The sequence below is a fragment of the Pseudomonas putida genome, from assembly GCF_001976065.1.
Lineage (GTDB): Bacteria > Pseudomonadota > Gammaproteobacteria > Pseudomonadales > Pseudomonadaceae > Aquipseudomonas > Aquipseudomonas serbica.
In genome coordinates this window covers 591,311-604,898 of the sequence record NZ_MNAH01000001.1, presented here as the reverse complement: position 1 = coordinate 604,898, position 13,588 = coordinate 591,311, and the positions used below count along the sequence as shown (strand labels likewise).

The 13,588-nt window shown below is 56.6% G+C and carries 11 protein-coding genes; 3 read left to right on the top strand and 8 right to left on the bottom strand.

The features are described 5' to 3' along the window. Positions 1-4: 4 nt before the first annotated feature. On the bottom strand, positions 5-1,942 hold the full coding sequence (locus tag BKX96_RS02780; RefSeq protein ID WP_410454513.1) for a potassium transporter Kup: 1,938 nt from the start codon (positions 1,940-1,942) through the stop codon (positions 5-7). Positions 1,943-2,293: 351 nt separating this feature from the next. Here BKX96_RS02780 and BKX96_RS02775 point away from each other — a divergent pair, with 351 nt between their 5' ends. Then, on the top strand, positions 2,294-2,725 hold the full coding sequence (locus BKX96_RS02775) for a DUF6130 family protein (RefSeq protein WP_077182619.1): 432 nt from the start codon (positions 2,294-2,296) through the stop codon (positions 2,723-2,725). A gap of 226 nt (positions 2,726-2,951) precedes the next feature. After that, the gene (locus BKX96_RS02770) at positions 2,952-3,572 is read left to right on the top strand and encodes a tyrosine-type recombinase/integrase (RefSeq protein ID WP_077182618.1); all 621 of its coding nucleotides are present in this window, start codon (positions 2,952-2,954) and stop codon (positions 3,570-3,572) included. Between the two features lie 399 nt (positions 3,573-3,971). Here the strand turns inward: BKX96_RS02770 and BKX96_RS02765 are convergent, their stop codons facing one another. The 5 genes from BKX96_RS02765 to BKX96_RS02745 form a co-directional block, all read right to left on the bottom strand. Beyond that, the gene (locus tag BKX96_RS02765; protein WP_077182617.1) at positions 3,972-5,291 is read right to left on the bottom strand and encodes an outer membrane protein transport protein; all 1,320 of its coding nucleotides are present in this window, start codon (positions 5,289-5,291) and stop codon (positions 3,972-3,974) included. Between the two features lie 150 nt (positions 5,292-5,441). Further along, positions 5,442-7,343 (bottom strand): acyl-CoA synthetase, encoded by a 1,902-nt coding sequence (locus tag BKX96_RS02760; RefSeq protein ID WP_077182616.1) that lies wholly within the window; start codon positions 7,341-7,343, stop codon positions 5,442-5,444. Positions 7,344-7,345: 2 nt separating this feature from the next. After that, on the bottom strand, positions 7,346-8,302 hold the full coding sequence (locus tag BKX96_RS02755) for a fumarylacetoacetate hydrolase family protein (protein WP_077182615.1): 957 nt from the start codon (positions 8,300-8,302) through the stop codon (positions 7,346-7,348). Positions 8,303-8,477: 175 nt separating this feature from the next. Then, positions 8,478-9,569: a VOC family protein gene (locus BKX96_RS02750; RefSeq protein ID WP_077182614.1), complete on the bottom strand. Its 1,092-nt coding sequence runs from the start codon at positions 9,567-9,569 to the stop codon at positions 8,478-8,480. 87 nt (positions 9,570-9,656) lie between these two features. After that, complete coding sequence (locus tag BKX96_RS02745) at positions 9,657-10,271, bottom strand: TetR/AcrR family transcriptional regulator (RefSeq protein WP_077182613.1); 615 nt, start codon at positions 10,269-10,271, stop codon at positions 9,657-9,659. Between the two features lie 364 nt (positions 10,272-10,635). Between BKX96_RS02745 and BKX96_RS02740 the strand changes: the two genes are divergently transcribed. Further along, entirely contained in the window at positions 10,636-11,082 is a 447-nt protein-coding gene (locus BKX96_RS02740; RefSeq protein WP_256721373.1) for a beta/alpha barrel domain-containing protein, read from the top strand. 27 nt (positions 11,083-11,109) lie between these two features. Here the strand turns inward: BKX96_RS02740 and BKX96_RS02735 are convergent, their stop codons facing one another. Together BKX96_RS02735 and mhpA are read right to left on the bottom strand one after the other, a co-directional pair. Then, complete coding sequence (locus tag BKX96_RS02735) at positions 11,110-11,757, bottom strand: TetR/AcrR family transcriptional regulator (protein WP_077182612.1); 648 nt, start codon at positions 11,755-11,757, stop codon at positions 11,110-11,112. Between the two features lie 2 nt (positions 11,758-11,759). Further along, positions 11,760-13,418, bottom strand: a complete 1,659-nt coding sequence (gene mhpA / locus BKX96_RS02730; protein ID WP_077183117.1) for a bifunctional 3-(3-hydroxy-phenyl)propionate/3-hydroxycinnamic acid hydroxylase MhpA — start codon at positions 13,416-13,418, stop codon at positions 11,760-11,762. Positions 13,419-13,588: the final 170 nt, after the last annotated feature.

Here is a 13,588-nt window from a genome sequence, read left to right as displayed (position 1 = left end):
CTCCTTACATCTCAACCTGTGTGCCCAGTTCTATCACTCGATTCAACGGCAACTTGAAGTACTTAAGGTTGCTGTTGGCGTTCTTGAGCAAAAAGGCGAAAAGGCTTTCTCGCCAACGGGCCATACCGATGCGCTTGGTCGGGATCACCGTTTCCCGGCTCAGGAAATAGGTGGTACGCATCGGGCTGAAGTCCAGTTCGGCCAAGTGACAGAGACTCAACGCCAAGGGGACATCGGGCTCCTCGATAAAGCCAAAGTGCAGACTGACCCGGAAGAACCCTTCGCCGTACGCTTCAACCTCAAACCGTCGATCAGCACTCACACGAGGGCTATCTTCAGACACCACAGTGAGCAATACCACTTGCTCATGCAAAACCTGGTTATGCAGCAGGTTGTGCAGCAGCGCATGCGGAACGGCATCGGACCTGGCTGTCAGAAATACCGCTGTACCTTGTACCCGATGAGGAGGCTGCATGCGGATGCTACCGATGAACAGTGGTAGAGGCAGCGCGGTTTCGTCCAGCCGTTCAACAATGATCTTGCGGCCCCGTTTCCAGGTGGTCATCAAAATGAACAGGCCAATACCAGCAATCACCGGGAACGCACCGCCCTGGAAGATCTTCGGAGCATTGGCCGCGAAGTACAGGCTGTCTACCAGCAGAAAACCGAGCAGCATCGGAACGGCCAACCAGCGCGGGGTTTTCCATAGCAGCAGGACGACGGCCGAGGACAGGATGGTGGTGATCAGCATCGTGCCCGTTACAGCAACCCCATAAGCAGCGGCCAAAGCACTGGAAGACTCGAAACCAAGTACCAGCAGCACAACACCAACCATCAGCGCCCAGTTAACAGTACCGATGTAAATCTGTCCCTGCTCCTGGCTGGAGGTATGCTGGATAAACATGCGAGGGACATACCCAAGCTGGATGGCTTGGTGTGTCAGGGAAAATGCGCCGGAGATCACGGCTTGAGAAGCGATGATGGTCGCCAGTGTGGAGAGCGCGACCATCGGCAGCAGTGCCCAGCCCGGCGCGAGCAAATAAAATGGATTGCGCACCGCCTCAGGGTTTTCCAGGATCAAGGCACCTTGGCCAAAATAATTGAGTACAAGTCCTGGTAATACCAAAATGAACCAAGCGCGGGCAATGGGTTTGCGACCGAAGTGACCCATGTCTGCATACAGTGCTTCGGCGCCCGTCAGCGCGAGTACCACTGCACCAAGGATGGCCACACCGATTCCCGGATGAGCGATAAAAAAATGCGCCCCCCAGTATGGATTGAGCGCTTGCAGTACTTCCGGGCGCTGCAAAATTCCGTAGATCCCTAGCGCGCCCAAAACGACAAACCACAACACCATGACCGGACCAAACAGGATGCCGATGCGAGCCGTACCGTGCTTCTGTATCAGGAACAGCGCCACCAGCACGATCACTGACAAGGGCACAACCCAGTGCTCGATTCCGTCAAACGCCAACTGTAGCCCTTCAACCGCAGAGAGCACCGAAATAGCCGGGGTGATCATGCTGTCCCCGTAAAAAAGTGCCGCACCAAACAGGCCGAGCAGTACCAGTACCTTGCTCATGTGCGGGTAAGGTGCGGCCGCGCGGCGGGCTAAAGCCGTCAATGCCATGATGCCGCCTTCACCCTGGTTGTTGGCACGCAGGATGAACAGTACATATTTGATCGAAACGACCCAAATCAGTGACCAGAAGACCAACGACAGAATACCCAGCACGCCGTCGTGGTTGGCCTGAACACCGTAGTGGCCAGAAAATACTTCTTTCAGCGTGTAGAGGGGGCTGGTGCCAATGTCGCCGTAAACCACCCCGACAGCAGCGACGAGCAAGCCCAGTCCTGACGTTTTGGATTGCGGGATTTCATGTACTCCGACTGCTGTTTCACTCAAGGGTCGCTTCTCTCGAATTACGGGGAGGAAGTGCATGCCATCCTTGGGCAAAACGATATGCCCAGGCCACTGAGGCCTCAAGGCGCATGGACGTTCTAGAAAGTCTCGGCCAGTATCTTTGAGGGCGGAAACAGCAGTCGTAAAGAAAGCGTAAAAAATTTACGGCAGATATTCGAAACATCAGATCAGATCTAGCGGCTTGGGTCTGTTCGACATTGCCGGACTAACAGACCGAGTCGATTGCTGCCTTGCGCGACAGGCAGAAACCGGCCAGGCGCTGTCAGTCGGTATCAATGAAATACATGGGTGATTCCGATTCTAAATAAACACTGGGAAACACTCGGTTTCGTCTAGGCTTGAATGAAGTCACGCGAGAGAAAAAACACCATGTCCCTGGCTCCCAGAAATCTATTGGTTATCTCTTTAGGTGTCTTTTTTTGCACAGCCGTGTGTGGACTAGCGGTAGCAGACACCGATACCCCAGCGGCAATACTTCCACTGGAATCAGAGACTGCGCCAAAACTCATTGCATATCCGCCGCTTGCCGAGCCGCTTGCCCGCGGTGTTGTCATTATCCAGTATCGAATGGAACACGCCAGGATCATGCCAGTATTTGGCAAAGCGGCTGCTGATGTATCACCACGTCTCGGTCACCTCCACGTGACCGTCGATGACTGGAAAGGAACATGGGCGCACACCAGCGAAGACCCCATTATCCTGGTTGGATTAGCGCCTGGAACTCACAAGATTCTTCTTGAAGTGGCCGACCCGACCCACAAAATCCTCGCCAGTACGACAGTGAGTTTTATGGTTCCGTAGAAGAAACCAGCGGACGCTCCCCACCTTGACGATGATCACGCAGTAAAACCATAACTGTCTTCATAGCTGACTGCGCTGGTGTGAGTCGACCCTGTTTTCGAAAACATATCTGACTGACCACTCAGCCAATATCTGCCTTTCGTCACCGTCAGCTATGGGTCGAACTGCGACCACCGCTCGTTCTGAATGATCCACCCTTGTCCTCCATCAATATGGAGGACACGCCATGAATACCGCTACTAGATCCCGCCATCAGCCTTGGAACAGGGGAAAGCTTGTCGGGCAGAAAGCCCCGCTCCGAGTCAGAGATATCTGGGCCATCCGGATCAGACTCCAGCTCGCAGAGAAGACACGTGATTTGGCTCTTTTCAACTTGGCCATCGACAGCAAACTGCGTGCCTGTGACTTAACCAACCTGCGAGTCCGAGACATCGCCCATGGGGAGCATGTGTCGTCACGGGCCATCGTGATGCAGCAGAAAACACAGCACCCAGTGCAATTTGAAATCACTGAGCAAACCCGAACGCTATTGGAAGCTTGGATGCATCGGGCGCGTCTGCGAAGCGAGGACTTTTTGTTTCCGAGCCGATTGCACGACTCAGACCATCTTTCCACCAGACAGTACGCTCGAATAGTCAAAGCGTGGGTGACGGCCATTGGCCTTGACCCAACGATGTACGGTACTCACATGCTACGGCGAACCAAGGCATCGTTGATCTATCGCAGGACGAAGAATCTGAGAGCTGTCCAACTCCTGCTTGGTCATACGAAACTCGAAAGCACTGTCAGGTACTTGGGCATCGAGGTCGATGATGCTTTGGAAATGGCAGAGCAGACGGAGGTTTAACCAATACTGCGACGGTCTGAGCCAGACCGTCGCTATCCGGCCAAAGGCAGCCGTTCACTTAAGTAGATCGAAGCGACAAAGCAACACAACACCTCCGGACTTTGATTGGCATAATTCGGTGGCGCCGTCCCGAACTCGCGGAGCTGCGACTTCGGGGTCTTCCAATTCACCACGGATAGCGACGACCTTCAGACAGGCGCAGATATAAAGCAGAGCCCCTCTTGTGGAGAGTGCACCGACAGCAAAGCGCTTGGTAAAGCACCTCGATTAGGCATGGCTACTAACGCCGTGGAACGCGTAGCGTCCGCCCGCTGTAAAGAGCGCCCAGAACAGGTTCAATCATGGGCGCTGAAAAACTTCTCAATCCATTCGTAGTGCAAATGCTTTGCGGCAGATCGACTAGTACCGATAGGTCGCCTGAATCGAAACTCCATTCGCACTGTTGTCGTAACTGGCGCTGTATGCAGGTTGAAGGCCGGAGTCATTCGACTGTTTCACCGAGACTTTGGAGTCCCAGAGATAACCATACGCAAAGTCGATCGTCAGATCGGAATTCGGCGAATAAGCACCGCCCAAGGTCACGGCTTGGCGATTCCCCACCGGGATGCGCACGCTGCGATCGGCATTCCTGATGGGCGACGGATCATAGGCGTAGCCTGCGCGCAGCAGCCATTGCTGGTTCAATTGATAGGAGGCGCCAACGGCGGTGCTCCAGGTGTCGCGCCAGTTCATTTCTTCAATTACATGTCCCATGCCAGCGGCCTGGCCCACGGGGGAAAGACCGCTGTTGACTGCCTCGACCTTCTGGATCCGGCTCCACCGTTTCCAGGTGGTCCCCAGGTAGCCGGTCCAGCGACTGTTGAAATGATGGGTGATGGACGTGTCCACGGATTCGGGCATTGTGAGTTCTATCTTGTTGTCATACTTTCCGTCCAGCGGAATAGCGCTCGGGGAGCCAGACACCTCGGTATGCCCTTTGAGCTCATAATCCACCTTCGAGTGATAGTTAATCCCCCAACGGGTCGCATCACTCAGGTCAAACAACACCCCGATGTTGTAACCAAGCGCCGTGTCATCGCCTTTGATGGTGACCAGTGTGTCCTGTCCGTTATTCAGGGCGCCGGTGGCCAGGTAATTCTGAAGCTTCGCATTGAAACGGTTGATGGTCGGCCCGCCACCAATGGACACGTAATCATTGATCCGCCAGGCAATGGTGGGCTGAAGGGTGATCTCCTTGGTCGTACTATAGGAGCCATGGTAGCGGCCTTGGAAAGTGCTCTCGTAATCATTGATCAGACCACTCGGAGCATACAGGCCCAGGCCAATCGAAAAACGATCGTCTAGCGGGGTCGACATATAGGCGAAAGGCACCACCCCCAACGGTACCGAGTCTCCTTTGTTCGTGCCTGCAGCACTGCTCTGCGCATCACTGATGTCGTCACTCACCGAGACGACCGCGGCCCCGCCGGAAATTTCACTGCGCTTCAATTTGGTCAAGCCCGCAGGGTTGCCAAAGATGGTGCTGGCATCCAGTGCGGAAGACGATCTTCCCGCATAAGCCGTTCCCGCGCTGCTGGCACTTTGTTCGTTCAAGGCAATGCCATTGGCCGCCGCACCTGTGGAGGCGCTGAGTATGGCCGCGGCACTTGCGAATTTGATCCAGGAAGACACTTCTCGCACGGTTGAGAGACACGGGGTTGCACGGTTGCTCAGTTTCATTTCCCACCTCGTATTGTTGTTATTGATTGGTGCGCAGGCAAAGCTTCGCCCTCCGGTGCACTGGGAAGTGCCGGTTGGTGCTCATCGAAGTTGTGAAAGGCCCTGGCTGACGACTACCAGGGCCGAGGTTCGGAACTTATGAGGTGAGGATCATTCGAGCCACTCCACTTGAAAGCTGTAGCGACCAAGAAGGAGGGCCAGAGACTCTTGTTCTCTCCCGGCCCGGATACGTGCGACTAACCCACGTTGCTCATGCTGAATCACCTCAATGGCAATGTCCTTCAGGCACATGCGCCCCACTTCCTGCTGAACGACTCGGGCGACCTCGCGTTGCTGCAAGGCGGGCTTGAAGATCTTGCCAACCGCCGTCAACGGCAGTGCTTCGAGGATTTCGATCCGCTTGGGAATGGCCGCCCGCTCACTGATGTGTCGCTGGGCAAACTGCCCAAGTTCTTCGACGGTGCAGTTGTGGTCTGGTCGCAGTTGCACGTACGCGATTGGCACTTCACCCGAATAGACGTCCGGGCTGCCGATGGCTGCTGCCAATGCCACGGCGGGATGGGCTTGCAGAGCCTCCTCGATTTGCTTGGGATCGATATTGTGGCCACCGCGGATGATCAGTTCCTTTTTGCGCCCGGTCAGCCAGAAGTAGCCATTTTCATCCTGGCGCCCCAGATCGCCCGTATTCAGCCAACGCTGACCATTGATCTCGATCCACAGACCGCGGTTATGGCTTTCTTCAACGTAGCCCTCGAACAGGTTCGGACCCGTGATGGTGATCAGGCCAATTTCGTCGGTGTCGGCGTCGCGCAGATACGCTCCAGTGTCATCGAGCATGACTGCACGCATGTCCTGGTAGGCAATCCGTATACCGATGGAGCCGATGTAACGCTCGCCATGGGGTGGATTGACCGAGGAGACGCATGCGCCTTCCGTGAGTCCATAGCCTTCGAGGATTTTCACCCCGGTCCGGCCTTCAAACGCCCGGAATAGCTCCACCGGCATCGGCGCGGCACCACACATGGCATAGCGAAGGCTGGACAGGTCACGGCCTTCCAGTTCGTTTTGCAACAGTGCGGAATAAACGGTTGGGACGCCGGAAAAGAAGTTGATGCCGAAGTGCTCGACCATCTCCCAGAAGCGTGGGAGTACCCCCTCACCGCGGTAACCCTGCGGAGTGCCGAGGATGACATGATCACCCTGGGTCCAGGGCATCAGGCCGGTCACCAACTGAGCATTGACATGGAACAGCGGCAACCCACAAAAAATGACCTGGCCACTCCCACGGGGTTGCATGTGCGTGGCCATCGCCCATGCGTTGAAGACCTCCGCCCCGTGGCTACGCATCGCAATCTTGGGCAACCCGGTGGTACCGCCGGTGCAGAAGTAAGAGGAACGATCCTCAGGACGAAATTGCCGGTCGCTTTTCAGGTGCGAGCCGGGCTGAGCATCCATCAACGTACGTAGTTCGTGAATCGTGGCCCCACGGTGCAACTCATGTTCTTTCTCAGCCAGGGATGCGAGGGATTCACGCTGAACTTCATCAACATAGGGGCCCATACCCACCCAAACGACGTGCTTGATCTCGGGAAGTTGATCCAGCTGCGAGGCCAACTTGGGCCATAGGTCGCTGCCCGGTGTCGGGGCGAGCGTTACCACTACGCTGGCCTTGGCGGCCCGTAGCAAGGCCGCTATCTGTTTGGCTTCTTGCAGCGGATTGATCGCCATGACGACACCCGCCGCTTCACCGCCCCAGATGGTGAAGTGGGTTTCCGGCAGGTTGGGCAGGATGAAGGCCAGCACTTCACCCGGAGTAATGCCCAAGTCGTGGAAGGCATTGGCCGCGCGAGTGATGTCTTCGACGAGTTCGGTATAGCTCCAATGGTGGGTGTTCCTGAAGCTGGCAGCGTCGGCGAAGAAACTCAGTGCAGGCGCATTGGGAGAAAGCCCGGCGGTACGCACCAGTGCTTCATAGGTGCTGGAAGCCAAGCCACGCTCCGACAACGGAACCTGCTCGATACGTTCAATGTCGCTCAGAGATCGCACCATCATTGTCAGGCTTCCTCTACCACTCGGTTGCGTTGCACACCCAGGTCAATCACCCCATCGGCACTGCGAATGCGCGCTTCGACGACGTCTCCTGCCTTGAGATACTGCGTCCGCCCTTCCTGCGCCTTGAGGAAAAGCTTCCACTTGGTGGCTTCCGGCATCAGGGCTGCAATGCGCTGTTTGGCGGGCGAAGGGATGGTCAGCGCGCATCCCGCCGGGGTGCCGGTGGCGATCAGGTCGCCGGGTTCGAGATTTTGCACGGAGGAGAGTTCGGTCAGGGTTTCAGCCGGGCCATACACCAGGTTGGCCGTGCTGTCGCTTTGGCGGACTTCGCCGTTAACCGTCAGGCGCAACTGCAATGCTTTGAGGTAATGCATGTCCTGGGCATCCAGCAGGCAAAGGTACGGGCCGACCGGGCCAAAGGTGCGGAAACTCTTGCCCTTGTAGAACTGCATCTGCGGGATCTGAATGTCTCGTGCCGAGTAGTCATTGACAATGACCACGCCGGCGATGAACTCGTGCAGGTTGGCGTCAGTGACGGTCACTGCGCTGCTGATGACGCGCTTCATCACCAGCCCGAGTTCGATTTCATAATCAAGGAAACGGACGCTGCTCGGCTTGATCAGGACGCTGTCTGCGGCCACCAGGCAACTGGTCGCCTTGGTGAAGATCATGTTGTATTTCTTTGCATCCGGGTCCATGCCCGACTCGATCATGTGCTGTCGGTAGTTGGCCCCTTGGCAAACGAACTGTTGATTGCGGGTCACCGGCGACAACAGTTTCACTTTGTGCGCCTCCAACTGAGTACCATTCAGTTGAGCGAGGTCCGCAACAGTGTTCTGGCGGATAAAGTCGCCCGTGGTCTCAAAGGTGCCTGGGACAACGGTGATACGGTCTTGGCGTAGCACGCCCCAGTGGATACCGTTCTCAAACTCAAAGCGGACTACGTGTACAGCAGACATTGAAGGTACTCCTGGAGCAGCGTTTGTCCCGCGCTCGATGGCGCGAGAACTGTGGTGTTGTTCTGTGGGTGGACTGGAGACGCTGTAGATCAACGAGCCGCCGGCGATCAAGGCGCCGACTTTGAGCACGTCACGCCGGCCATACCCTGTAGCGTTACCCGACATGGCGGCCGCTCTACCCGAAAATCCGCATCAGCGTGATCAACTTGCGAATGGTCAGGTCCGGGCTGCGTCGCAGGTTGCGGATCAGCGCTCGCACATTGCCGAAGCTCATCTTGGGTTTGGTAAAACTCTTGGGCATGCGCTGCCCCCACTGCGCCATGGCTTCAGGGCTCACGGGATGGATGCCCGTAGGCTGCATGGCGGTAAAAATATCCCCGTCGCAGTAATGCTCGTGCTTATCGCCCCAAGGGTCTTGCCAGTAGTCGAAGATCTGACTACCCAGGATGTGCCGGCCGATTCCCCACGAATGTTCCCAACCCCGCTCGCGCAGGACCCGCTGCCCCATTCCCACCGCGTCGGCATCGACGACCTCATAGGCGCTGTGGCTGTAGGTCGCCATGAAGCCCTGCGCGATTGCGAGCGTATGGTGGTCTGCCGGTCTATCACCGAGATCCAGGCGCATGAAGGCGACGATGGGGGTGCCATCGGGGAGTACCTGTATATCGCTGGGAATGAAACCGAAATGCTGGGTGTACCAGGCACAGGTCGACTGATAGTCGGCCACTTCAATGACGATGTGCCCCAGTTTGATCACTTCAGGCGGTGCTATCGGTGGGCGCTGCGTGGTGTTGATTCGCGGTTGCTCTTGCGCCAGATTCCAGGGAAGCGGTGCCCGGTGTTCTAGGGGATTACTCGGCGTCTGATCGAAAATTGCTTCGACGATAAAACCGGAAGGATCGGTGAGTCTGACGCAGTGGCCGCCACCAGGATGTATCGAGGTCTCGACCGAGGATGCGCCAGGAATTTTCGTCAGCTTTTCCAAATCCTTGAGCGACCGGACGGCCAGGCCGAACCCGATAAAGCCGGCCGTTTCTGCACGGTGCACACGGTAGCAATAGGGAGCCGACGCTGTGCCGCGCAGATAGACCGTATCGGCTTTCTGATGACTGACGGTCAGGCCGAAGTCAGTCAGGAAATGCGCCGCCTCATTCAAGTCCGGCCTTTGAAAAATCAGGTGTGTCAGACCTTGGCCCTTCACCGTCGGTTGCGGATGCCTGGCAGGCTGTTGCGTTGCCAACCGCGGGATTTCATTTTTGCTATTCATTGTTCTTGTTTTCCAGTTTTTCAGGGCAAAGCGATCCCCGAACCCCTGAAAATGCCAGGGGTTTGTTCGTAGAGACGGTTAGCGCGCTTAGTCGATCGGAGGAAGCGTCGGCAACTCTACGGTCGCCAGCGCTTTCGCCTCCTCAAGAGGCACGCCCAAGGCCCGCAGCACGAGTTCGGCCGTCTCGGATCCCGATTCGCGCCACGTTTTGTGCCCTTCCAGAACCAGGAAAATGGAGCCGAGGACGCTGCTCGATATCAGCGTCAGGACTGAGAGCAATTGCTCTTGCTGAAACAGGTACCGACCGGTGGACAGTCCACTCAGAAGGTCCGTCGTCGCCTGGCTGGAGAACATTTCACGCAGCGAAGCATTGCTCATGGCGAACTTATGGATGAATGCCCCCCAGTGAGAGTCTTCGTGAGCCCGACGGATGAAGAATCGGATGCCATTGGCCAGGCGCTGAGCGGGATCGGTGAGGGAGTTGAAGCTCTTGTTGACCCGTTCATGCATCTCTTTGGCGAGCTGACTGGCGACCGCTTCGAAAAGGGTCTCCATGCTCTCGATGTTGCTGTAGACCGTGCCGCGCGCCACCCCTGCTTCCTGCGCAAGGTCGAGAATGTTCACTTGCAAGGTGCCCTTTTCTGCGAACAGGCGAAATGCAGCCTGGTGAATGCGGCGCTGTGTTGGATTTAGGGATTGCACAATTTATCTCCAGACTCATCTGAGCATTGATTGAACACTCGTGTTCAACTTGTGTCAACGTGTTTTTGGGATGAGAATACCCTTCCCTTTCCTATATCTGACAAAAGGCCAGATGAGCTTGGGTAGGCAAATGAAGCGCCTGGTTTCCCAGAGGCTTGCCAATTCACCGTTTTCAGTGGCATCGCTGAACACGAGTGTTCAATAACCATTCAAACTCAAAACTCCTGACCCAGCTTGCTTGATACGGGTTTAGCCTGGTGAACACGCCTTTGGCATGGCGAGGAACGGTGTACAGGTGAAATGAAGAGCCGGATCAGTACTGCGGTCTGGGGATGAGCCCTAGTCGCCTGCAAGACAAGTTCAAATGGATCACGCAATGAAGGGGCAGACGCGCGACGGCAGCACTATGGCCCGAGAGGCCTATTTTCTCGAATTCGCGGAGAGGATAGGAAAAATCGCGAACATGCCGCTGATGTTTACGGGTGGCGTACGCAGGAAGGACGTCGCGGAGCGCGTGGTGAGCGGCTCGGTGTCGATGGTCGGGCTTGCCACGGCGTTGGCCATCGAGCCGACCCTGCCCAGTCAGTGGATGGAAGGCCAGAATACGGAAGTGGAGCCCATCGTCGTGCGCTGGAAGAACAAGGCGCTGGCGTCACTTGCTGTGGCGTCGCTGATCAAGAAACAGCTTGGCCTGCTGAGCCAAGGGAAGCGGACACGACCCGGGATGTCACCGCTTATGGCACTGATGAGCAGTCAGCTGAAATCTCGACGTCAGGCGAAGCGCAATCGGCAATGGATTGATAACGCCTGACAGATTCAAATCAAGAAAGACATCAGGTCACGCGGGTAGTGGCTTGGCGGCGATTTTCCGGGCTTTGGCAGGCGTTACGCCCAGCGCCTGGAGAATCATTGCGGCGACCCGCACATCATGCTCCACCACTGCACGTCCCTCGACAACTGAGCGCATCGCTCCGGTTGTGCACGATAAGACCAGATCAAGGGCGACCCCCTCCTCCTCATAAGCCAAAGTTCCTGCACGCAGCCCGTCACGCAGATCGCCAAGTACATGGGCAGCCAGACGCGAGCGCATGGCCTGGTCGAAATGAATGATGCGTAGCAGCGCATTCGCCCATTGGTGGTCAGCCGCAGCCCGACATACAAACATGCGTACGCCAATTGAAAGCCGTTGTGCTCCGCAGAGCACGTCCGCGTTCAGGACAGAAATGGCATCAGAAAAATCCGCGGCCATGGCAATGCCCACTGCTTCGAAGACTTCGTCGCGCGTTCGGAAATAGTTGTAGATGGTGCCGTTGGATACCTCTGCCTCCGCGGCCACCTCGAGCAGTGTGATTTCCCCCGCCTCCTTACGTGCGACAAGGCGCAATGCCGCGTCCATCAGGCAACGACGGGTGCGTTCACGCTTCTTGTGCCCCCGGGTGAGAGGTTCTGGTGCAGCAACTTCTAAAGGAGATGTGGGGGAATGCATGATCAGGCTCGTAATCTAATCGGCTCGTTGATGGTACTGGAAACCCTGTCAGGGGTGGCTTGATCACTCATCAGCAGGCTCTGGCATTCTCGCAGGAGTCTACCGGCCTCTGTACCAGGGGCATGGTGCATGATGATACGGTCAGGACGAACGGCGACCAGTGTGCCTTTCGCAGCCAGCGGCAGGATCTCATGGTTCATGTCTTCGATGAAGTCACAACGGCTGTCGGAGCGCTGACCGCGAGGTCTGACCTCCAGGAAGTGCCCCCCCATTTTTTCCCAGGCAACGATCTGATCAGTGGTGAGCAATGACAACGGGTCACCACCGAATCCCACCAGGGTCAGGTTGTCTCCCAGTGCATCGTCGCTCAGCTTGATCTGCTTTTGCAGGGTGCGAATCCAGGCTTGGGGAAACAGGCTGCCACGTACCAGCTTGTCACCCCGGCGATGCTGCACGAACAGGCCGTGCTTGAAGGTATTTTTCGGCTTGATGTCCAACTGCTCGAAGTACCTTCTGGTCGCAGGAGTCAACCCCAGCATGCGCATAAAGCCGTGGATAAAGAACGCTGCGATCTTGCTTTTGGGCATCACAAGGCTACCCATGAGTTTCGCCAGATTGATCATCGCCTGAGCGTGCGGACGACGCTCTACGTCATAGGTATCGAGGATCGCCGGCGCGGCATGGCCACGAATGACCCAAGCCAGCTTCCAGGCCAGGTTAGCTCCATCACGAAGGCCCGCTACAAGGCCCTGCCCGACGAAGGGAGGGGTGATGTGTGCGGCGTCGCCAACAAGAAAAGTACGCCCCTTGCTGAATCGGTTGCAGCAACGCGCGTGGAAGCGATACACCGCCTTACGCTCGATTTCCAGTTCCTGTGGATTGACCCATGGCGCAATGAGCCGGGCGATGCTTTCCGGGCTTTCCAGCTCCTCACGTGATTCGCCGGGTTGCAGCATGAACTCCCAGCGTTCCCTGCCACCGGGGGCGGGCATGTGCGGCGTGGGCCGCCGCGGATCACAGATAAATTCAATGTGATCAATGGCTGACTGATGCCGATTCTTGGCATCGACAATCAACCAGTCCTCTGCGTAGGTTTGGCCTTCGAACTCCTGGCCGATCAGCGCCCTGACCCTGGAACTGGCGCCGTCCGCACCGATCAGGTACTGGGCACGAACAGAATGCGAGTGCCCACTTTGATCCCGCACGGTGGCGACCACGCCCCCCGCCTCCTCGACCAGACTCTCCAGCTCGAAACCACCCAGGCTGGTCACTGATTTCAGTCGGGAAACCTGGCCACGCATCGCCCGCTCGAGGTCGGGTTGATAGAACGTTACGAGTTTGGGATGGCCATCGATGCACCCTTCAGTATTGGCTCGCCCGAATTGCCCGAGAACCGGCGAGTGCATCTTCACTTCAGGGATCACGATCTTCTCGAAAGCGTCCTCCGACAATCCGGCCAGTTGCAGGATGCGCAAGGCCTCGTTGTCCAGAGCAATGGCACGAGGCATCAGTACGATGTCATGGAGCTTATCCAGTACCAGGGTCCTAACCCCGTAGCGGCCGAGCAGTGCCGCGATTGTCGCACCTACTGGGCCGTTACCGACGACCAGCACATCGACGGCGGAGGAAGGTAATTCAGAAACATTTTTATTGTTGTTCATCTTGAGCCCTTGGGTGATTGAAGTCGTGAGGCGCACAGGTCTCATCGTTAGGTATCACCAAGGTATTCAATATTGAGACATATTTCAATATTGATGTTTCAGTCATTAATATTTCAAATCATCGCCAAGTCACAGGCACAACCATTCTGGGGTGCCAGGGGCTTGTGAAT